General features: G+C 62.4%; 17 protein-coding genes and 1 pseudogene. 9 read left to right on the forward strand and 9 right to left on the reverse strand.

Annotation, left to right across the window (positions count from 1 at the left end; all coding sequences use genetic code 11):
• Position 1: 1 nt before the first annotated feature.
• Positions 2–979 (reverse strand): formate dehydrogenase accessory protein FdhE, encoded by a 978-nt coding sequence (gene fdhE / locus LDZ28_RS19220; RefSeq protein WP_244828691.1) that lies wholly within the window; start codon positions 977–979, stop codon positions 2–4.
• 243 nt (positions 980–1,222) lie between these two features.
• Here fdhE and LDZ28_RS32685 point away from each other — a divergent pair, with 243 nt between their 5' ends.
• Together LDZ28_RS32685 and LDZ28_RS19225 are read left to right on the forward strand one after the other, a co-directional pair.
• Positions 1,223–1,351, forward strand: coding sequence for a hypothetical protein (locus LDZ28_RS32685; protein WP_255784613.1), 129 nt, complete (start codon positions 1,223–1,225; stop codon positions 1,349–1,351).
• A pseudogene (locus LDZ28_RS19225) lies at positions 1,345–1,693 on the forward strand (type II toxin-antitoxin system ChpB family toxin). Before LDZ28_RS32685 ends, LDZ28_RS19225 begins: the two are co-directional and overlap by 7 nt.
• 12 nt (positions 1,694–1,705) lie before the next feature.
• On the opposite strand, the gene LDZ28_RS19230 reads toward LDZ28_RS19225, so the two are convergent.
• Genes LDZ28_RS19230 through fdnG form a run of 3 tightly spaced genes read right to left on the reverse strand, consistent with a single transcriptional unit; the run spans position 1,706 to position 6,363 of the window.
• The gene (locus tag LDZ28_RS19230) at positions 1,706–2,356 is read right to left on the reverse strand and encodes a formate dehydrogenase subunit gamma (protein ID WP_244828692.1); all 651 of its coding nucleotides are present in this window, start codon (positions 2,354–2,356) and stop codon (positions 1,706–1,708) included.
• Entirely contained in the window at positions 2,343–3,275 is a 933-nt protein-coding gene (gene fdxH, locus LDZ28_RS19235; RefSeq protein WP_244828693.1) for a formate dehydrogenase subunit beta, read from the reverse strand. Before fdxH ends, LDZ28_RS19230 begins: the two co-directional genes overlap by 14 nt.
• Positions 3,276–3,285: 10 nt before the next feature.
• Positions 3,286–6,363 (reverse strand): formate dehydrogenase-N subunit alpha, encoded by a 3,078-nt coding sequence (gene fdnG / locus LDZ28_RS19240; RefSeq protein WP_244828694.1) that lies wholly within the window; start codon positions 6,361–6,363, stop codon positions 3,286–3,288.
• A gap of 237 nt (positions 6,364–6,600) precedes the next feature.
• Here fdnG and LDZ28_RS19245 point away from each other — a divergent pair, with 237 nt between their 5' ends.
• The 3 genes from LDZ28_RS19245 to LDZ28_RS19255 all read left to right on the forward strand — a co-directional run bounded on the left by LDZ28_RS19245 (position 6,601) and on the right by LDZ28_RS19255 (position 10,667).
• A complete protein-coding gene (locus tag LDZ28_RS19245; protein WP_244828695.1) occupies positions 6,601–7,968 on the forward strand; it encodes a YihY/virulence factor BrkB family protein in 1,368 nt (455 codons plus the stop codon).
• 343 nt (positions 7,969–8,311) lie between these two features.
• Positions 8,312–9,481 carry a porin gene (locus tag LDZ28_RS19250; RefSeq protein WP_244828696.1) on the forward strand — a complete coding sequence of 390 codons (1,170 nt, stop codon included), beginning with the start codon at positions 8,312–8,314 and terminating at the stop codon, positions 9,479–9,481.
• A gap of 220 nt (positions 9,482–9,701) precedes the next feature.
• The gene (locus LDZ28_RS19255; protein WP_244828697.1) at positions 9,702–10,667 is read left to right on the forward strand and encodes a glycerophosphodiester phosphodiesterase family protein; all 966 of its coding nucleotides are present in this window, start codon (positions 9,702–9,704) and stop codon (positions 10,665–10,667) included.
• 15 nt (positions 10,668–10,682) lie between these two features.
• On the opposite strand, the gene LDZ28_RS19260 is transcribed toward LDZ28_RS19255, so the two are convergent.
• A complete protein-coding gene (locus tag LDZ28_RS19260; RefSeq protein ID WP_244828698.1) occupies positions 10,683–11,552 on the reverse strand; it encodes a proteasome-type protease in 870 nt (289 codons plus the stop codon).
• 180 nt (positions 11,553–11,732) lie between these two features.
• Here LDZ28_RS19260 and LDZ28_RS19265 point away from each other — a divergent pair, with 180 nt between their 5' ends.
• Positions 11,733–13,313, forward strand: a complete 1,581-nt coding sequence (locus tag LDZ28_RS19265) for a 3'-5' exonuclease family protein (protein ID WP_244828699.1) — start codon at positions 11,733–11,735, stop codon at positions 13,311–13,313.
• A 45-nt stretch (positions 13,314–13,358) separates the two neighbouring features.
• On the opposite strand, the gene LDZ28_RS19270 is transcribed toward LDZ28_RS19265, so the two are convergent.
• On the reverse strand, positions 13,359–14,102 hold the full coding sequence (locus LDZ28_RS19270) for an SDR family oxidoreductase (protein ID WP_244828700.1): 744 nt from the start codon (positions 14,100–14,102) through the stop codon (positions 13,359–13,361).
• A 129-nt stretch (positions 14,103–14,231) separates the two neighbouring features.
• On the opposite strand from LDZ28_RS19270, the gene LDZ28_RS19275 reads away from it, so the two are divergent.
• Entirely contained in the window at positions 14,232–15,125 is an 894-nt protein-coding gene (locus tag LDZ28_RS19275; protein ID WP_244828701.1) for a LysR family transcriptional regulator, read from the forward strand.
• A gap of 98 nt (positions 15,126–15,223) precedes the next feature.
• On the opposite strand, the gene LDZ28_RS19280 is transcribed toward LDZ28_RS19275, so the two are convergent.
• The 3 genes from LDZ28_RS19280 to LDZ28_RS19290 form a co-directional block, all read right to left on the reverse strand.
• Complete coding sequence (locus LDZ28_RS19280; RefSeq protein ID WP_244828702.1) at positions 15,224–15,712, reverse strand: HU family DNA-binding protein; 489 nt, start codon at positions 15,710–15,712, stop codon at positions 15,224–15,226.
• Positions 15,713–15,943: 231 nt separating this feature from the next.
• Complete coding sequence (locus tag LDZ28_RS19285) at positions 15,944–16,696, reverse strand: endonuclease/exonuclease/phosphatase family protein (RefSeq protein WP_244828703.1); 753 nt, start codon at positions 16,694–16,696, stop codon at positions 15,944–15,946.
• A complete protein-coding gene (locus LDZ28_RS19290; RefSeq protein WP_244828704.1) occupies positions 16,693–19,002 on the reverse strand; it encodes a VTT domain-containing protein in 2,310 nt (769 codons plus the stop codon). Before LDZ28_RS19290 ends, LDZ28_RS19285 begins: the two co-directional genes overlap by 4 nt.
• A 192-nt stretch (positions 19,003–19,194) precedes the next feature.
• Here LDZ28_RS19290 and clcA point away from each other — a divergent pair, with 192 nt between their 5' ends.
• A complete protein-coding gene (gene clcA, locus LDZ28_RS19295; RefSeq protein ID WP_244828705.1) occupies positions 19,195–20,538 on the forward strand; it encodes a H(+)/Cl(-) exchange transporter ClcA in 1,344 nt (447 codons plus the stop codon).
• A 121-nt stretch (positions 20,539–20,659) separates the two neighbouring features.
• On the forward strand, positions 20,660–21,688 hold the full coding sequence (locus LDZ28_RS19300; protein WP_244828706.1) for an aldo/keto reductase: 1,029 nt from the start codon (positions 20,660–20,662) through the stop codon (positions 21,686–21,688).
• The last annotated feature ends 23 nt before the right edge of the window (positions 21,689–21,711 follow it).

Here is a 21,711-nt window from a genome sequence, read left to right on the forward strand (position 1 = left end):
TTCATGCTTCATCGACGTGTTCGGGCCACAGCCACGGATGCGGCGACGCACGGCGAAAACCGGCGTCGCCCATCAGAAGGTCGAGCGTGAGGCTTGCCAGATCGTCGGCGTAAGGCTCGAAGTCGTAGGCCTTGTCCTGATAGCCGATCTTTCTGTAGGTGCCGCATTCGTCGCACGACTCGGCCTTGAGCGCGGCCTGCTTCGCGCGGGCGGCGCGTTGTTCCTCGGTTTCGTCGTCCGTGGGCGTGCCCATGGCGTGATACGCAATGCCCTTGGTGGAATCGCAATTTGAGCATTTGGCGCGCACGACATGCCATTCGGTCGAGCACAAGCCGCACTGCACGTAGCGATAACCATCATGCGTGCCGCCGACGCGCACGATGCTCGCCACCGGCATCGAGCCGCAGAGCGGGCAGACGCCGGGCGCATCGAGATAAGGCACATCCGACACGGCGATGCGCGTGGCCAGATCGGTCCACACCACTTGCAGCGCGGCGACGATGAATGGCGCCGCCGCCGGATCGATCTCCGCGAAGCGCAGCGCGATGATCGCGTCGGCCTGCGTGTCGAGCGTGGCGGCGTCGGTCGTGCGCAGACGCGCGACGAGTTGCGCGAGCGGCGGCGTAAGCGCGCCCGCGGCCTCGATAATGTCGAGCAGCATGAACAGCACGTCGCGCCACGCGGGATCGCGCTCGTCGGTGAGCGCGGGGACGATAGGCATCGAATGCTGCTGATTGCGTTCGATCGACTCGCGCGCGGGCATCAAAGCGGTGGAGGTTGAAAGGATGCGTTGCTGCGCATCGGCGAGCGCGGCCATGAGGCGCAGATAGCCCGCGATCGGATTGCTCGCTTCGGCGAGTTGCAACAGACGCGCGGCGCGGGCGGCGAACACGGTGCCGCGTTCGGGCATGCGAAGACGGGGGATAGCCGAAGGATCGAGAGACTCGATCTTGGCGGCTTCGAGAATGCGTTGGACCACGGGATTCCTTGAGGAAGGTCGGGGCGGGATCAAGAATAACAGCTTATAACGGAGCGCTCAGGGATGCTCATGCTCCGCGCGGAGGTACGAAAATGAGTTCACGCAAACGGAAATTCAAAATGGAACTTTCAATACGGAAGCAGGGAAATGGCGCGGCAGTCCGGTTGCCCGCCGCGCTGCTGGAAGGCATGAAACTGAACCCTTGGCGACAAATTCAATGTCGAGGTGCGCCCGGACGGAATCATGCCGATGCCGGCTCGTCGCGAATTGTCGCTCGAGGAACTGCAGGCGCAGTGCGACCCGAAGGCGCCTATCTCCGATGAATTGGCTGACTGGAACAATCTAAAACCGGTAGGACGTGAGCTATGGTGAAACGCAACAAATTCGACACGGGATATTGCGCACGTCGGCCTGAGTCCGGCAATCGGCCATGAGCAACAAAGCGACTTCAGGCCCGGGCTCGTGCTGTCGGCTGCGTCATTCAATGCGCTGGAGACCGCACTGGTCGCGCCTGTCATGCAGAGCGGTGGCTTCCCGCGATACGCCGGTTTCGCAGTCCCGCTCGCCGGGCTTGGCACAAGGACGCAAGGCGTCGCGCTCGTCAACATGGTCCGCACGTTAGACCTCGAAGCGCGCGGTGCGAGTCGAATGGAACGCGCGCCAATCGAAGTGACGGACGACGCGCTAGCGCGCCCTCACGCCATTCTCGACTGACGCGCATTCGGCCTACTTGCCGATGATCTCCTTGAACCACCGCGGATGGTGCTTCCTGGCCCATCCATAAGTGACCGTGCCGCGTGTCATCGCGCCGACAGAACCCTTGATCCAGATCGCCGCGTAGATATGCACGATGATCCCGACGATCAGCACGAACGCCGCCGCCGCATGCACGACCGCCGCCACGCGAATGATCTCGATGGGAAAGTAGAACGAGAAGTAGCGCCGCCAAATCACGATGCCGCTCAACAGCAGAAGCGGCAGGCAAGCGGCCATCGTGAAGAACAGCAGCTTTTGCCCGGCGTTGTACTTGCCGATCTCCGGCAGCCGGTCTTCGCGATTGGCCAGCACGTCGTCGATCTGCTTCATCCACTGCACGTCGGCTTTGTCCAGATAGTTGTGATGCCAGAAACGCAGCGCAAGAATCATGAACGAGACGAACATCACGCAGCCGACGAACGGATGCAGAATGCGCGTCCACTGACCGCCGCCGAAGATTGCGTAGAGCCAGGCCATCGACGGATGAAACATCGCGAGACCGGAGAGCGCCAGCAAGACGAACGTGATCGCGGTGATCCAGTGATTGCTGCGCTCGTTCGGCGTGTAACGGACGATCAGGCGGTTGCCCTTCACGTCGCGCAGTTCGCTATCGTGTTTCATTCGAACGCTCCCTTTGCTGAAACGCCTCTTCGGCTTCATGCTGTGCTTCGGCTTCTTCTTCCGCGCTCACCTCGTTCGGACCGACACGCGTGTAGTGGAAGAACCCGGCGATCGCGGCCAGCGCGATACCCGCCATCGCAAGCGGCTTGGTCACGCCTTTCCAGATCGACACCAGCGGACTGATGTGCGGGTCTTTCGCGAGCCCGTGATAAAGCTGCGGCTGATCCGCGTGATGCAGCACGTACATCACATGCGTGCCGCCCACGCCCGCCGGGTTGTAAAGACCCGCGTTTTCGAAACCGCGCTCCTTCAGGTCTTCGATGCGATCCTCCGCTTGCGTGATCATGTCCACCTTGGTGCCGAACATGATCGCGCCCGTCGGACACGTCTTCACGCACGCTGGCTCCTGCCCGACCGCGACGCGGTCCGAACAGAGCGTGCACTTGTACGCGCGATGATCTTCCTTGGAGATACGCGGAATGTTGAACGGGCAGCCCGTGACGCAGTATCCGCAGCCGATGCAGTTTTCCTCGTGAAAATCCACGATGCCATTGGTGTACTGCACGATCGCGCCCGGCGACGGACACGCCTTGAGACACCCCGGGTCCTCGCAATGCATGCAACCGTCCTTGCGGATCAGCCACTCGAGGTCGCCCTTCGGGTTCTCGTACTCCGTGAAGCGCATCACCGTCCACGAATGTTCGGTGAGATCGCGCGGATTGTCGTAGACGCCGGTCGTATGACCGACGTCGTCGCGCAGGTCGTTCCACTCCATGCACGCCGTCTGACATGCCTTGCAGCCGATGCACTTCGATACGTCGATGAGCTTCGCGACCGTCCCCGTCACCGGCTCGCGGACTTGCGGCGGCGGCGTGGTGGTGGCCGAGAGGCGCTTGATGTCGAGCGATTGCAGAGCCATCTCGTCTCCTTTAAGCCTTCTCGGCTTTTTCGACCTTCACGAGGAACGACTTGAACTCCGGTGTCTGCGAGTTCCCGTCGCCCACGGAAGGCGTCAGTGTGTTGACGAGATAGCCCGGCTGCGTGAGGCCTTTGAAGCCCCAATGCAGCGGCAGGCCGACGGTATGCACCTTCTTGCCCTCCACGTTCAATGGCTTGATGCGCTTGGTGACGAGCGCCACCGCGACGATATGCCCGCGATTGCTCGATACCTTCACGCGCTCGCCCGCCACGACGCCCACTTCCTTTGCGTGTTCCTCGCCGATTTCCACGAACTGCTGCGGCTGCACGATGGCGTTGAGCCGCGCGTGCTTGGTCCAGTAGTGGAAGTGCTCGGTCAGGCGATAGGTCGTCGCCGTGTCCGGGAACTTGTCGGCGGTGCCGAGCGCCGCGCGGTCATCCGGGAAGATGCGCGCGGCTGGATTGCTCACCACGGCCTTGTTGTCCGGGAAGAACGGGTTATAGCCGAGCGGCGTCTCGAACGGTTCGTAATGCACCGGGAACGGTCCTTCGTTCATGCCGTCGCGCGCGAAGAAACGCGCCACGCCCTCCGGATTCATGATGAACGGATTCATGCCGTTCTCCGGGGGCTCGTCGGCCTTGAAGTCGGGAATGTCCGGTCCGGTCCACGCCTTGCCGTTCCATGCGATCAGCTTGCGCGTCGGGTCGAAAGGCTTGCCGCTCACATCGCATGACGCGCGGTTGTAAAGCACACGGCGATTCGCCGGCCACGCCCACGCCCAGCCGAGCGTCTGACCGATGCCGGTCGGGTCCGAGTTGTCGCGCCGGCCCATCTGATTGCCCGCTTGCGTCCACGATCCGCAGAAGATCCAGCAACCGCTCGCCGTGGAGCCATCGTCACGCAAAAGCGCGAAGCTCGACAACTGCTCGCCCTTCTTCGCCAGCACCTTCGTCTTGTCGGTGGGATCGGCGACATCCGCGAGCGCGCGGCCGTTGAACTCCATCGCGATCTCTTCGGGCGTCGGACTTTCCGGGTCCGCGTAAGGCCAGGTCATGTTGAGGATAGGATCAGGATACTTGCCGCCCTTCTCCTTATAGGCCTGCCGAATGCGCAGCCACAGCCCCGACATGATCTCCAGGTCGCTCTTCGCTTCGCCCGGAGCGACCGCGCCTTGCCAGTGCCATTGCAGCACGCGGCTCGAACTCACGAGCGAGCCGCGCTCTTCCGCGAAACACGTGGTCGGCAGACGGAAGACTTCAGTCTGAATCTTCGAGGCGTCGACATCGTTGAACTCGCCGTGGTTCTTCCAGAACTCGGAAGTCTCGGTGGCGAGCGGGTCCATGATGACGAGCCACTTCAGCTTCGACAGTCCGAGCCCGATCTTCGCCTTGTTCGGCGCGGCCGCGAGCGGATTGAAACCCTGCGCGATATAGCCGTTCATCTTGCCCTGCGCCATCAGCTCGAACACCTGGAGCATGTCGTAGGACTTGTCGAGTTTTGGCAGATAGTCGAAGCCGAAGTTGTTCTCGGCGGTCGCGTTGTCGCCCCACCATGACTTCATGAAGCTCACATGGAACGCGCGATAGTTCTTCCAGTAGCTCAACTGATTCGGCCGCAAAGGCTGCGTCGCGCGCTTCTTGATGAACTCGTCGAAGTCCTGCTCGCCTTCCATCGGCAAGGTCATATAGCCGGGCAGCAGATTCGACATCAGGCCGAGATCGGTCAGGCCTTGAATGTTCGAGTGCCCGCGCAGCGCGTTCATGCCGCCGCCCGCCATGCCGATGTTGCCAAGCAGAAGTTGCACCATCGCGCCGGTGCGGATCATCTGCGCGCCGACCGAGTGATGCGTCCAGCCGAGCGCATACAGAATGGTTCCCGCGCGATTCGGCGCGGCGGTCGTGGCAAGCATCTCGCAGACCTTGAGGAACTTGTCGGTCGGCGTACCGCAGACCTTCGTCACCATCTCGGGCGTATAGGTCGAGAAATGCTGCTTGAGCAAGTTGTAGACACAGCGCGGATGCTGCAAGGTCGGATCGACCTTGACGAAGCCATCGTCGCCGCGTTCATAGTCCCAGCTCGACTTGTCGTAGTTGCGCTTCTCGGCGTTATAGCCCGAGAACTCGCCGTCCTTGAACGCGAAGTCCTCGCGCACGATAAAGGACATGTCCGTGTAGTTGCGGACGTACTCGTGCTGAATCTTGTCGTTGGTGAGCAGGTAATTGATGATGCCGCCCAGGAACGCGATGTCGCTTCCCGTGCGAATCGGCGCATAGAAATCCGCCACCGATGCGGTGCGCGTAAAGCGCGGATCGACCACGATGAGACGCGTCTTGCGATGCGCCTTCGCCTCGGTCACCCACTTGAAACCGCACGGATGCGCCTCGGCTGCGTTGCCGCCCATTACCAGAATCACGTCCGCGTTCTTGATGTCGACCCAATGGTTCGTCATCGCTCCACGGCCAAACGTCGGGGCAAGACCTGCCACCGTCGGGCCATGTCAGACACGCGCCTGATTGTCGAATGCGAGCATGCCCAGGCTGCGGGCAGTTTTATGCGTCAGATAGCCGACTTCGTTGCTGCCCGCCGACGCCGCGAGCATGCCCGTGGTCAGCCAGCGATTCACCTTCTTGCCGTCCGCCGTGGTCTCGACGAAATTCGCGTCGCGATCTTCCTTCATCAGTTTGGCGATACGGTCGAGCGCGTCTTCCCACGAGATGCGCTTCCATTCGTCCGATCCCGGCGCGCGATACTCGGGATGCATGAGGCGGCTGGGGCTATGAATGAAGTCGATGAGCGATGCACCCTTCGGGCACAGCGTGCCGCGATTGACGGGATGGTCGGGGTCGCCTTCGATATGGATGATGCTGGCCTTCGCATTCTTGGCGTTGTCGCCGAGGCCGTACATGAGGATGCCGCATCCGACTGAGCAGTACGGGCAGGTATTACGCGTTTCCGTGGTACGCGACAGCTTGTACTGACGAACTTCGGCGAGCGCGGGTGCCGGAGAGAAGCCTAACGCCGCCAGGCTCGATCCGGCGAGCGTGCTCGCTGAGACCTTCAGGAACTGTCGCCGTGACATTTGCAGCATTTTAGTGCCTCGGCGTTTTGTAATGTGGGTGGCGAAATTATAGGGCGCGCTGTCTTATTTCGCTGGCGAACACGGCACTTTCGACTCGATGCGAAGCCTCGTTGTGGCGTTGCGCCGACGCGCGCTCAAGAGCCAAACGTTGCACCCAGTCCCGTCGACTTACGGTTGGACTGGAATAGTTCCTGCTCTCCTTCGTTCGAGTTTGGTCAGTCCGTTCATCGTATCCAGAGGTCCGCCATGAGTTCCGTATCCACACAGAAGATCGAAGCCGTCGTCAAAAAGGACGCCTCCTGGGTGCTCGGCGCGCTCAAGAAATTTTCGGAGGATCGCTGCGCCGCGATGGCCGCGAGTATCGCCTTCTATTCTGCGTTTTCGCTCGCGCCGACGCTCGTCATGGTGATCGCCGTGGCCGGCTGGGTGTTTGGCGCCGAAGCCGCGCGCGGCCAGCTCTTTCATCAGGTCAACGGGCTGCTCGGCGATCAGGGCGCGGCGGGCGTGCAGAGTATTGTCGAGAATGCGCATCGCAGCGGCGGGACGGGCATCGCGGCGGTCATCTCGTTCGCGCTGCTCGCGATCGGTGCGTCGGCGACGTTTTCATCCCTCAATACGGCGCTCAATCTTGTATGGCCGCTCACGGGCGATCAGCGCTCGAGCGTCTTTGCGATGGTGCGCGTGCGGCTCATCTCGTTTGGACTCGTGCTCGGCGTGGCGTTTCTCCTGATCGTCTCGCTGGTGCTGGACACCGCGATCCAGGCTGTCGGCATGTGGCTCTGGGGCGACTCGCCGTTCGTGATCATCGGCGATATCGTTCAGTTGGTCGCCGGTCTCGCCATTCTGACCGTCGCGTTCGGCGCGCTGCTCAAATTTCTCCCCGATGCCCCCGTGCAGTGGCGCGACGCGCTCGTCGGCGGGCTTGTCGCGGCGCTGCTGTTCTCGGCGGGCAAGAAACTGTTCGCGCTCTATTTGACGCACGCAGGCACGGCCAGCGCGTTCGGCGCGGCCGGATCGCTCGCGGTTCTGCTCATGTGGCTGTATTTTTCGGCGGCCGTGTTGTTGCTCGGCGCGGAGTTCTCGGCGGCGCGCGCGCGTCTGCACGATCCGCGCGGCGCGTGGGGCCAGCAAAACATGGGACGCGTGCCGCCGGGCAGCCGCGCCAAGATCGGTTCGATGCTCGCGGCTTCCACGCGCGCGGGCATGCCGGCGGCGGCATCCGCATCGGCGGCGGCGACGGAGGCATCCAACACAGCGCCAGTCGTATCGCCCGCCAGCGCTCGGATCGATGCGCCCGTGCCCGCGAGCGCCCGGCGTGCCATCGGCGCGCGCGCTCAACACGCGCAGTTGTTGACGGGACAGGCGCGCAAGAAGGTATCGGCGGTGGCGAAGGCGCTGGAGATATCGCGCAAGATCGCGCGCGTCGAGAGCACTGCGACGCGCGCCACGGCGATGGCCATGCTGGGCGCGGGCCGCAAGGCATCGACCGCCAATGCCGCAGTGAAGCGGCACCCGTGGCGCTCGGTGTTTTTCGCGGCAAGCGCGGGAATGGCAGTCGCGTTGCTCACACGCCGCGGCTCCGAGCATCGGGAAAACGACGACCTGCAAAGCTGATCCGCATTTCCTTTTCGCCTTCCACGAACGCCGCGCCTCTAGGGCGCGGCGTTTTTTGTTGCCTCGGTGAAAGGAAAATACCCGCTCGCGGCTGCGGTTTGTTAATCGGATTGATGGTAATCGCGCGCCATCGGAATATCCTAGAATTGAGCGCGGAACTTATTTCAAGTTAGCCTGTCACCCGCAACCCGTTCAAAACAAACAGAAATCCTCCTTTTTGAGACCACGTTAGCAACTGTGTCTTTTACGAGACAGTAAATTTTTTTCGTTTCTTAAGATTCGAAACGTTGCGTTATTCTCTGCGCCGGCAACAACGATATTTAACAATCGCGTGGAGAATTCGATGAAACGATTCGCACTGACGTCCCTCTCGCTGGCGCTGCTCGGCGCAGCTGGCGCGGCACAGGCACAAACGAGCGTGACGCTGTATGGCGTGATCGACGCTGGTCTCGGTTATGTGAGCAACGCCAACGCAAATGGCGACCACCTGTACGGCATGATCAACGGCAATCTGTCCGGCGATCGCTGGGGCCTGAAGGGTCAAGAAGATCTGGGCGGCGGTCTGAAGGCGATTTTCCAGTTGGAAAGCGGCTTTGACATCGGCACCGGCCGTCTCGGCCAAGGTGGCCGCGAGTTCGGTCGTCAAGCATTCGTCGGTTTGTCGGGCAATCAGTGGGGTACGGTCACCCTGGGTCGCCAATACGATCCGCTGGTTGACATGGTCCAAGGCATCACGGCCGACAACTACTGGGGCGCAATCTTCGCAACGCCGGGCGACGTCGACAACTACGACAACTCGCTGCGCGTGAGCAACGCCGTCAAGTACGTTTCGCCGAACTACGCGGGCTTCCAGGTCGAAGGCCTTTACGGCTTCTCGGGTCTGGCAGGCGCAACGGGCCAAGGTCAAACCTGGTCGGGCGCTGCAACGTATAACAACGGCCCCCTGGCAGTCGCCGGCGGCTACTTCTACGCTAACAACCCGAACGCCGGCCGCATTCCGCCGACGGGCGCAAGCACGTGGAACAGCACGACGTCGGACGCACTGTTCGACGGCCCGATCAACAACGCATACGCATCGGCGCACGCAATCGGCATCGCTCGCGGCGCGGTTCAGTACACGATCGGCGCGTTCACGGTCGGCGGTTCGTACAGCAATGCACAGTTCAAGGCAGACGGTGGTTCGCGCTTCGGCTCGGAACACTTCAACGTCGGCAACGGTTTCGTGAACTTCCAGGCAACCCCGGCGCTGCTGCTCGGCGTGGGCTACACCTACACGAAGTCGGGCGGCGACACGTCGGCCAAGTACCACCAGGCCAGCCTGGGTGCGGACTACTCGCTGTCGAAGCGCACGGACTTCTACGCAGTTGCGGCTTACCAGCACGCAAGCGGCGATCAGCGCGACGGCACGACGGGCGGCATCAACTCGGCGCAAGCCTCGATCGGTTCCTACGGCTACGACAGCGGCAGCAGCCATCAAGAAATCGTCATCATCGGCGTGCGTCACAAGTTCTAAGAACAAGCGGATGGCCCGGTACGCGAGTACCGCGTCACACGATAGTGCAGCACACCTCGACAGCCACCGGTTTTCCGGTGGCTGTTTTTTCTTGTGCGAAGCCTTTGCCCCACACTTCGAGCCAGCGTGAACCGCAACAAATTGTGCCGACGGGCTTCATCGACGCGCGCGCATAAAGCACAATCGTTCGGATAACCAAGCATCCGGGGGAGATTCGTTCATGCTGTCGCGCCAACTCGCCGCTGTCTCGTGTTTCGCTTGGCTTGTCTTGCTCGGGGCCTGCCGTTTCGCGCCTGTACCAGCCGCATCCCGCAACGCTTTGCCAACGATCGTCGCGCATCGCGGCGGCGCGGCGGACGCGCCTGAAAACACCCTGCTCGCCATTGAGACCGCGCTCGCGAATCACGCGGATGCGATCTGGCTCACCGTGCAACTCACGCGCGATGGCGTCCCGGTGCTCTATCGTCCGGCCGATCTCTCCGCGAACACAAATGGCACGGGCACGGTCGCCAGCCACGAATTCGCCGCGTTGCGAAGCCTGAACGCGGGCTGGAACTTCACGCAGACGGATGCGAACGGCGCGAAGCAGTATCCGTATCGCGCGCGGCCGTTGCCTATTCCCTCGCTCGCCGAGGCATTGCGGGCCATTCCATCGTCCACGACGGTCATACTCGACATGAAAGCGCTGCCGGCCGAAACGCAGGCAAGCGCCGTCGCCCGCGTGCTGAGCGAGGAAAGCGCGTGGCCGCGCGTGCTGATCTATTCGACGGATGCCGCCTACCAGGCGGCGTTTGCGCCTTATCGCGAAGCGCGTCTTTTCGAATCGCGCGATGCGACGCGTGAGCGCCTGGCGCAAGTCGCGCTGGAGCACGAGTGCCGAAAGCCGCCGCCCGAAGGCACATGGACGGCGTTCGAATACAGGAGAAAGATGGAACTGGTCGAGACGTTCACGCTTGGCGAAGCGCGCTCCGCCGTGGATGCGCGACTCTGGACGCCGCAGGCGGTCAGTTGCTTCAAGACGAACGGCAAGGTCCGGATTCTGGCGATCGGGGTCGACCAGGCGGAGGATTATCGCGCCGCCGCGTGTCTTGGAATGGACGCCGTGCTGGCCGATTCGCCGCGTCGGGCATACGCGAGCAAGACAAGCCTCGCCGAGCCGCTGCAGTGCCCTGCAAACGCGCCCTGAAGGATTCTTGAAGGTCTACTGCTGCGGCGCGTTGCCGTTTGAATCCACGTCCTCGGCGAGCGTCTGCGCCGGCGCTTCACCAGAACTTGGCAGATCGCCAATGACGAGCCGCGGCACGATCGTGCGCGACTCGCGCGGACGCAGCGGCACGTTGGCCAGATCGGTCCACGAAGGGTTCGGAATCTCGCCGAAAATCTGCCGCAGGCGCTCGCCCCACGTGCGGTGGATCATCTGGTAATACGCGCTGTCGTTGTCGAGCGAGGCGAAACGCGTCACGCGCAACGCGTCTTTCTCGTAGACCAGCAAGTCGAGCGGCAAGCCCACCGAGAGATTCGAACGCAGCGTCGAATCCATGGAGATAAGCGCGCATTTCGCGACTTCGTCGAGATCCGTGGACGGCGTAATGACGCGGTCGATGATCGGCTTGCCGTATTTCGACTCGCCAATCTGAAAATAAGGCGAAACGCGCGTCGATTCTATGAAGTTACCGGCTGCATAAACCATGAAGAGGCGCGGCGGCTGGCCGTGTATCTGACCGCCGAGAATGAAGCTGCAGTTGAAATCAACGCTGAATTCCGCGAGCGAAAGCGCATCGCGCCGATGCACTTCGCGCACCGCGTCGCCGACGATGCGCGCGGCTTCCGCCATGGTGGCGACGCTATAAAGCGTGGGCGCGTCCGGGTCCGCGGGTTCGGCGAGCATGTGCGTCACCGCTTGCGTGAGCGCGAGGTTACCGGCCGCGAGCAGCACGATCACCCGGTCTCCCGGCTGTTCGAAAACAGTCATTTTGCGGGCGGCGCTTACGTGGTCCACACCGGCATTCGTGCGCGTATCGGAAAGGAACACGAGGCCCTCGTCCACACACATACCCACGCAATAAGTCATGTCTATCAATCCTGAAGCCAAACAAAACGCTATTGTACTGACGCTGCCCGCGCATCGCATTCGCGCTGCGTTTTTTCGCTGAATCGCATAAATGCGGCAGTAAAGGCATTAAACTGATTAACGGCACTTATCCGCGCTGCTTGAGAGCGTCACCAGCGCGCACTTCCAGCACCTATATTCATGCACGATCTCACGGACGACCTCGATGAATTCGCAGCGGACACGCTGCTCGCAGGCCTCGCGCGTCCCATCGTGTTCGTCGACCTGGAAACCACCGGCAGCAATCCCACGGTGGATCGCATCACTGAAATCGGCGTCATAGAAGTGAGCAAAGCGGGCATCGAACGCTATAGCGTGCTCGTCGATCCGGGCATGCCGGTGCCCCCGTTCATCTCGCGTCTGACGGGCATCGAGGACAGCATGGTGCGCGGTCAGCCCACTTTCGAATCGCTCGCGCAGGCGCTTGCCGAGCGTCTCCAGGGCAAGCTTTTCGTCGCGCATAACGCGCGCTTCGACTACGGCTTCCTCAAGAACGAGTTCCGTCGCGCGGGCATTGCGTTTCGCGCCGATACGTTGTGCACGGTGCGCTTGTCGCGCTCGCTCTTTCCATCGGTCGAACGTCATGGGCTCGATGCGCTCATCGCGCGCTTCAATCTCGCGCCTGAAGGACGCCACCGCGCGCTCGCCGATGCCGACCTCCTCTGGCAGTTCTGGCAGAAGATTCACGCGCTCTATTCGCAAGAACTCGTCGATGCCGCCGTGAAAGCGCTCGTCAGGCGCGCGAGCCTGCCCGCCGCGTTGCCCGAGGGCGCGCTCGACGCGTTGCCTGCCACGCCCGGCGTCTATCTCTTCCACGGCGCGGACGACATTACGCTCTACGTCGGCAAGAGCGTGAATCTGAAGCAGCGAGTGAGCGCGCATTTCGCTGGGGACCATCGGTTGGCGAAGGATTTGTCGATATCGCAGGCCATCCGCAAAATCGAATACCGCGAGACCGTGGGCGAACTCGGCGCGCTGTTGCTCGAAGCGAAGCTCGTGAAGGACTTGCAGCCGCTGCATAACCGGCTGCTCAAGCGCGCGTCGGCGGCGTGCGCGTGGCAATGGCTGCCGGGCGCGCCTGCGCCCGTGCTGCTGCGCGCGAGCAAGCGCGATCTGTCGCGCGAGGCGCATCTCTTCGGCGTGTTCGAATCGCGCGCCAAGGCGCATGCGTATCTGCGCCATCTCGCCGATGAACATCGACTCTGCCACGCCACGCTCGGCCTGGAAAAAGCGGGACCCGCGCGCGGTTGCTTCGGCTATCAGGTGAAGCGCTGTCTCGGTTCGTGCGCCGGCGCGGAGCCGTTCGCGGACCATGCGGCGCGTGCGCTCGAAGCGCTCGGCAATGCGCGCCTCGTGCGCTGGCCGCATGAAGGCGCCATCGCGATCAGCGAACGCGATGCATCGACGAATCGCGAGGCGTGGCATGTCATCGATCGATGGTGCTATCTCGGCACATGCGCCGCGCGCGATGAAATTGCATCGTTGCTTGCCAGTGCGCCGGAGATACGTCCGTTCGACCCGGATGTGTACGCGCTGATCGCGAAACGCCTGTCGGCCGGTCAGTTCGAATGGATCGCGTGCGATGCGCGACCTGCGTTCAGTCTCGTCGCGCAGATCGCGCAAATCGTGGCGGCGCCGATGAAGACGCCGGCGCCGACCCAAACGAAGACGAAGCGCATGAAGACGCGTTACGTCGAAGATCAATTCGCATTGAGTTTCTGACGCGAAGACGGCGCCCTAACGACGCGGCGCGATCGAGCGCCCAACTCAAGCCAACCCGCCGTTCGCCCGCAATACCTGCGCGTTGACCCATCCCGCATCCTTGCCGACAAGAAACGCAACCACCGACGCGATATCTTCCGGCTGGCCGAGCCGCTCCAGCGGCGGCATCTTCGAAAAGTTCGCGATCTGTTCGTCGGTCTTGCCGTCGAAAAAGAGCGAAGTCGCAACCGGCCCCGGCGCCACCGCATTCACGGTAATGCTTCGTCCGCGCAACTCCTTCGCGAAGACATGCGTGAACGCTTCGACGGCCGCTTTCGTGGCGTTGTAAATGGCGTATCCCGGCATGTTGAGCACGAGCGTCGTGCTCGAAAAATTGACGATACGCCCGCCTTCGTTCAAACGCTTCGCCGCCTCGCGCAGCGTGTTGAACGTGCCGCGCACATTAATGTTGAAAGTCTGGTCGTAGAGCGCGTCGCTCGTGTCGGCGAGCGGCGTGGCCTTGAGCACGCCTGCGTTGTTGATGAGCGCATCGACGGGGCCGAGTTGCGCTTCGACCGCATCGAACATGCGTCGCACGTCGTCGGCGCTAGCCACGTCCGCCTTTACCGCGAGCGCGCGGCTTCCCGCGGCTTCCAGTTCCGCGACGAGCGCGTCCGCTTCCTTCGCGCTCGATGCATAGTTCACCGCTACCGCAAAACCTTCCTGCGCGAGACGTCTCGCAATCTGCGCGCCAATTCCGCGCGATGCGCCCGTGACGATGGCAACCTTGTTCGCGTGCGATTGATTCATGGTTCGCTCCTCATGTTCGTTAATCGATGAGCGCCATGATGGATCATTTCGTTTTCGCGATCATCGCTTGCGGATTAGTATCATCGTTCCAGTTGCCTCAACAATCTCAGACCTCGAACTTCAGCCGACATGGACCGCTTTCAGGAAATGCAGGTGTTCGTGCGCATTGCCGAGCGCCACAGCTTCACGCAAGCCGCCGACGACTTGCAGATGCCGCGCGCAACCGTCACCAATCTGATGAAGCGCCTGGAAGAACGGCTCGGTGCGCGCCTGCTCGAACGCACGACACGCACCGTGCGCCTCACGCCCGATGGCGACGCGCATTATCGCCGTTGCGTGCGGCTCATCGCGGACATGGAGGAAGCGGAAGGTTCGTTCAGGCATGCGGAGCCGAAGGGCTTGCTGCGCGTCAACCTGCAAGGAACGCTTGCACGCCATTTCATCGTGCCTGGGTTGCCGGCGTTTCTCGAACGCTATCCGCAGATCGAACTGCATGTAGGCGAAGACGACCGCTTCGTCGATCTCGTGCGTGAAGGCGTGGATTGCGTGTTGCGCGCGGGCACTCTGCAGGACTCGTCGATGATCGCAAAACGCGTCGCCACGCTCGAACAAGTGACGGTGGCGAGTCCCACTTATCTCGCGCGAATGGGCACGCCGGAAAATATCGATTCGCTTGCGGCGCATCGCGCGGTGAATTATGTATCGAGTGCGAGCGGGCGCAACGTTGCCCTCGAATTCGAAATGGCCGACGGCGTGCAAAGCATAGAACTGCCGGGCGCGATTTCCGTTACCGGCGTCGAGCTATATACGCAAGCTGCGCTCGCGGGACTCGGTATTGTGCAAGTGCCGCGTTATCGCATAGAAAGCGAACTCGCCGATGGCAGGCTGCAATGCGTGTTACCTGATTTGATTGTTCCGCCCATGCCGGTATCGCTGCTTTATCCGCATGCGCGGCAGCTTTCAGCGCGCGTACGGGTTTTCGTGGACTGGTTGAGCGATATCTTTGCGAAAGCCGACGTTTGAAATCAAAGCACGAGAGGCCAACGTCCTCGATTAAAAGGAACGCTGGCCTCTCGATTCCCGATCACCGAAAATCAGCCAATCAGTTCAGGCTTTAAACCTTACGCTGCGGCATCCTTCAGCTTCTTCAACGCGCGCGCCTTGATGCGAACGCTTGCGGGCTTGGCCGGGAACCAGCGCTCCGTGCCCGTGAACGGGTCCTTGCCGAAGCGCTTCTTCTTCGCGGCAACGGTTTGCGCCGTGATCTTCAGAAGACCGGAGAGCGTGAACTCGCCTGCGCCCTTCTTGTGGATGGACCCGAGAATGGTGTCTTCCAGCGCGACCAGCACGGCCTTGACCGCCTTCACATCCACGGCTGCACGCTCGGACAGATGCGTTGCAAGCGATGCCTTGGTGAAGGTGTCCTTGATCGGAGCCAGCGCGCCAGTGGTCTTCTTGGCGGCGACTGCCTTCTTGGCAACGACGGCCTTCTTGGCGGGTACTTTCTTCGCGGCAACCTTCGATGCTGCTTTCTTAGCCGGTGCGGCGGTCTTTACCGTGGCCTTTTTGGCCGTGGCTTTCTTGGCAGCGGTTTTTGCGGAAGTCGGCATGTTTCTCCTACCTGTGTTTTTGGTCAGTGATATCGGAATACGTTCGCGGTAATGCGTTCGTATCAGGCCGGATTCTACATACGCCAAGCGAGTTCGTGCGAGTCTTTTGCGTTTTTATATCGTTTTTCCAGGGCTTTTTCGTGGCGTCGCGCTGACATGCGAGTCGACGATCGAGTGATGAGCATCGAATCGATGCTTATGCGTCGAGTTGAAAGGCTCATGAAGAGCCAGTCATGAACGATGCGCGATATGCGCAATGAGCGGATAGTGATCCGATGCAACCCGCGACAAGCGCGTGCGATGCACGTTCACGCTCATCAGACGTTCACCGGGATGCACCCAGATGCGATCGAGCGCGAAGAGCGGATAGCGCGTCGGAAACGTGCGCAGCGCACTCGCGCGATGGAAGTGCGTAACGAGCCGGCGCAAGGTGCGGCCATGAACGAACCATTCGTTCAGGTCGCCGAGAAGGATCACGGGCAAGGCAGGTGTATCGAATTTTTGCAGCACTTGTTCGACCTGCATGCGACGTTCGCTCGATGCAAGCCCGAGATGCGTCGCGACCACGCGCCACACTTCACCGCCACAGTCGATGTCGGCATCGAGCGCGCCACGCGGTTCGCGGCTTCTGAACGAAAGATCGAGCGTGCGCACGGCCTGCACCGGATAGCGCGTAAGGACCGCGTTGCCATAACGGCGCGCAGGTGTATCGAGCGTCGGGCCCGCGACCGCGTGCAGACCCGTCATGCGCTGCAGCACTTCGAGTACATCGGACGATGCACTGCCGCCGAGCGGCACTTCCTGCAGCGCGAAGATATCGGCATCGATTTCGTTGAGCACTTCACCGATACGCTCCGGCGCGAAACGTCCGTCGATGCCAACCGCACCATGCAGGTTGTAAGTCGCGATACGCAACTCTCTCGCACGCGCCACGTGCTTCGATTGATTGCCGATATCCATTCCCGCTTCGTGCATCATCGTCATGGGTTGACCTCGTCATGGCGTGTAGGCGCGCCCTTGTTCGCGCCGTTGCTTGCGGCATGGCCGGTTTCGCGCGGCATCGCACCGCTTTCGCGCAGACGGCTCGCGCGTTGCGCCTCGTCGCTGGCGCGCGGTTTGTCGGCATCGCTCGGTGCGCCTTCGTGGACTTTTTCTTCTTCGCCACTTCCGAGGAAGCGTTGCAACAGCAGCGACACGCCGAGTAACGCCGCGCCGATGCCGATCAGCACCGCGAACGAGCCGACCGTCGGATGCCGGAACGACGCCACCAGTTGATGCGCGAACGCCACTGTCAGGACGATGCCCGGTCCCATGCCGAGCGCCGTGCCGATCATGAAGTCGCGCATGCGGATATGCGAGGCGCCCGCCACGAGATTGACGATGGCAAACGGCGCCACCGGCAGTAACCGCAACACGACGACCGCTACGATGCCGCGCTTCGCCACGCGTTCGGATAGCCGGTTGACGCGCGCGCCCGCGACCTTGCGCACGGCATCGCGCCCAAGCCAGTTGCCGAGCGAATAGGTGATCGCCGCCGCTGCCAGCGTGCCGGCGAACGCATAGACGCCGCCCCATAGACCGCCGAACACGATGCCCGTCGTCGCGATCAGTAACGTCACCGGCACCGAGAGCACGGCGGCCGCCACGTAGCACAGAATGATCAACAGCGGCGCGAACGGCAGTGCTTCGATGTGGCGTGTGGCGTTGGTCAACGACTTCAGATTGGCGTAGTCGCCAAGCGGCGTCCAGTGCCAAAGCGCGGCCACGCCGACCACCATCAGCACGAGCACGCCGAGAAGCGCGAAGCGGCCAATCAGCGGACGCGTCCTTTCCTTGGGCAGAAATTGTTCGACGAGCTGATCGGCGGCGATAGGCGTTTCAGGGTCGATCAGCGCATCGGGCGGAATGAGCTGATCCAGTTCCGCCGATACTTCCGGGTCGAGCGCAATCAACGTGCGATGTTCATCGCGATTGCGTTGCAACGCTTCGATCGCGGCATTGAGGCCGCCACGTGCATCGCGCTCGCGCACGACATCCGCGACTTCGCAACCGAGATGTTCCGCGAGCAGCGTATCGCGCATCTTCGCAATCGCGCGGCGAATGCGCTGATCGGCGCCAGCGTCGATGGATACGTTGCATTCGCTGTCGAGCACCATCGAGCGATTGTTCAGATTCGCGGAGCCAACGATCAACAATTCGTCATCGACGATCATCAGTTTGCTGTGCACGTTGACGATCTGCTCGCCGAGATTGGGCACATCCGGGCTCAGCAGACGATATCGCCCATGCCGGTCCGCGCCTTTCAAGAGCGTGTTGAGCCGCGCGCGCAACACGCCCATCGTCACCTCCTGCAGCCAGCCGCTCTGATTGCGCGGCACCACGATAGCCACGTCCGGCCCGTCCTCGCGCGCGAGCGTCTCCGAGAGCGCCGCGCCTATGGAACCCGACGTGAAGTACTGGTTCTCGATATAGATCGAGCGGCGCGCCCTCGCGATGGCATCGAGATATTGCGTGCGAATCTGCTGCACGGGCTGACGTCCGCCGTAAGCAGGTTCGGTGAGCGAGATGGCGATCCGCACATCGTCGATATCGACCGCGCGCGCGGGCGGCCACGGATCGCTGTCGGCGGCCGCGCGATGTGCGCGTATCGCAAGCCGTCTTCCGCACGCGCGCGCCCAGCGTTCGCGCGCCAGGATACCCATTTCGCGCGCGGCATCGCCATCGAACATGGTGTGGACATCGTGGAAAGGCTGATACGGCGCACCGTTCGCATCGCGGCGCAGCGCATCGTCGGGTGCATGCGCGGTCGTGTCCCAGCGCGAACGCGTGAGATCGAGACCGCCGACGAACGCGAGCTTATCGTCGATCACGACGACCTTCTGATGTTGCGATCCGCCCATCGGATGCTTGCCGTCCATCTGGAACGCGATACGCCGATGCGTGCGCCAGCCCATCTTGTAGACCGGCAGCCATTCGCGTTCGAACGCATACAGCATGGCGAAATCCCACGCGAGAATGTAGATGCGCAAACGGCGCTTGTTCGCCGCGATCTCATGCAGGAAGTCGCCGAGCGCAGCTGGGAAACCATCGTCCGCGCCTTCCGGCGTCAGCTGCATGCGGCTGTCGATATCCCAACCGAGAATGAACACGGTGCGCTCCGCGCGCGTGATCGCTTCGCGCAGCACGCGAAAATAATCCGCGCCGTCTATCAGCAGGCTGAAGCGATCCGCATGGCGCACGTTCGCGCAATTGCGGTCCGGCTCGAAGAAAGGGGCATCGACGTGCGTCATGCGTTATGCAGCTTCGTCAGACGTCGTGCGTTCGTGGGTGAGACTCATGCCGGTTTCTCCGTAATGGTTTCGCTCGCCGCGCCAAATTCAAGCGCGGCATTTGCATCGAATCCAAGTTTGCAAGTGCCGTGCCCGCGATGCCGCCGCGTTCGGTGCTACGCTTGGCGCGCATCCTTCAAACGAACGAGCGCCATGACCGACTACAAGCCCGAAGCCGAAGTCGAAGCAGACTCGCCACGCGGACTCATTCCGCTCGCCGTAGCCGCGGTCATCGTCGGGGCGGCGAGTGGCGCACTCGGTGCGTTATTCCGCTTTTCGCTCGAACGCGCCGATGCGCTGCGCTACGCGCTCGTTGCATGGGCGCATTCGGGGCATGGCGCGGCAAGCATTGTCGTGGTGCTTGCGGCGGCTTTCGCCGCTGCGTTGGCGGCATGGCTCGTCGCGCGCTTCTCGCCCGAAGCAAGCGGCAGCGGCATTCCCCATGTCGAGGCAGTCTTGCATGGCAAGGCGCCGCCCGCTTCGCTCATCCTCATCCCGGTCAAGTTCGTGGGCGGCGTGCTCGCCATCGGTGCAGGACTCGCGCTCGGACGCGAAGGACCGACGGTGCAGATGGGCGCGAGCATCGCGCATCGCATCGGCACCTTGCTTGGACGTAGCGCCAGCGATCGCGGCGTCTTGCTCGCGGCCGGCGCGGGCGCGGGGCTCGCCACCGCGTTCAATGCGCCCATCGCGGGCGCGGTGTTCGTGCTCGAAGAACTGATGCGCCGCTTCGATACGCGCACCGCCGTGGCCGCGCTCGGCGCATCGGCAAGTGCGATTGCCATGGCGCGTCTCATGCACGGCGATCTGCCCGACTTCCATCTGCCCGCGCAGCCGTTTCCAGGCTTCGGCATGACGGCCGCGCATCTCGTGCTCGGCGTGGCGCTCGGCCTGTTGGGCACCGCTTATTCACGCACGATTCTCTGGACGCTCGACGCATCCGACTGGCTCACGCGTCATCCGTTGATTGCATCGCCGACGCGCAGAGCCTTCGCGCGCGCGGCTGTCATTGGCGCGGCGGTCGGTTTGCTCGCGTGGTTCGCGCCCGATCTGGCGGGCGGCGGCGATGTCCTCACGCAACGTGCGCTGGTGGGCGCGGGCAGCATCGCGGGCGTCACGGCCATTCTTGCGCTGCGCTTCGTGCTCGGCTCGGTATCGTATGCGGCCGGCACGCCGGGCGGTCTCTTCGCGCCCATGCTCGTGCTCGGCGCGCAGACGGGTTTCGTGTTCGGCCGCATCTGCTTCGACTGGTTCCCCGGCATGTCCGCATCCACCGGCGATATCGGCACCTTCGCGGCGGTCGGCATGGCCGCGTTCTTCGCGGCAGTCGTGCGTTCGCCGATGACGGGTATCGTGCTCGTCACCGAAATGACCGCGAGCTTCACGCTGCTCCTGCCGATGCTCACCGCGTGCTTCACCGCCATGCTCGTGCCCATGCTGCTGCGCTGTCCGCCCATATACGATTCGCTCGGCGAGCGCGCGGCAAAGCGGCGTTAGCCTCGCGAAAGCGCACGGCGGCAGTCTCAGCGCATACGTGCGCATTGCGGTAGTCTCGACGATCCCCCTTCCGCGATGCATGCGGCAGGACAGACCGACAACCGAATGAGGACACGCAACAATGGAATATCGACATCTAGGCGCTTCGGGCTTCAAGGTTCCCGTGCTGAGTTTCGGCACGGGAACGTTCGGCGGCAAGGGCGAGTTCTTTCAGGCCTGGGGCGAAACCGACGTCAGCGAAGCGCAGCGGCTCGTCGACATTTGCCTCGACGCGGGCGTGACCATGTTCGACACCGCCGACATCTATTCGGGCGGCTCATCGGAAGCCATCCTCGGCGAAGCGCTCAAGGGCCGGCGCGACAAAGTCATCGTCTCGACCAAGGCGACCTTTCGCTTCGATAAAGACGAGCCGAACAACGTGGGCTCGTCGCGCTTCCATCTCATCCATGCCGTGAACGATGCATTGAAGCGCTTGCAGACGGACTACATCGACATCTTCCAGCTACATGGTTTCGATGCGAAAACGCCCGTCGAGGAAACGCTCTCCACGCTCGACGATCTCGTGCGCGCGGGCAAGATCCGCTATACCGGCGTGTCGAATTTCTCGGGCTGGCATCTGCAGAAGTCGCTGGATGTCGCGGACCGTTACGGCTATCCGCGCTATGTCGCCAATCAGACCTACTACTCGCTGATCGGGCGCGACTACGAATGGGAACTGATGCCGCTCGGTATCGATCAAGGCGTGGGCGCGGTGGTGTGGAGTCCGCTCGGCTGGGGGCGTCTCACGGGCAAGATCAGGCGCGGTCAGCCGCTGCCCGCGTCGAGCCGTCTGCATAAGACCGCCGACATGGGGCCGCCGGTGCCGGAAGAACATCTGTATCGCGTGATCGACGCGCTCGACGCCATCGCCGAGGAAACCGGCAAGACCATTCCGCAAATCGCGCTGAACTGGCTGCTGCAAAGACCGACGGTGGCGACCGTACTGGTCGGCGCGCGCAATGAAGAACAGTTGCGGCAGAACCTCGGTGCGGTCGGCTGGAACCTCACGGCGGAGCAGGTGAAGAAGCTCGACGAAGCGAGCACGGTGAAGCCGCCGTATCCGTACTGGCATCAGCAAGGATTTGCGGAGCGCAATCCGTTTCCTGTCTGATAGCTCTCATTGAAGGCGCTCGT

The organism is Caballeronia sp. TF1N1, from assembly GCF_022878925.1.
In the GTDB taxonomy this organism is placed as follows: Bacteria; Pseudomonadota; Gammaproteobacteria; order Burkholderiales; family Burkholderiaceae; genus Caballeronia.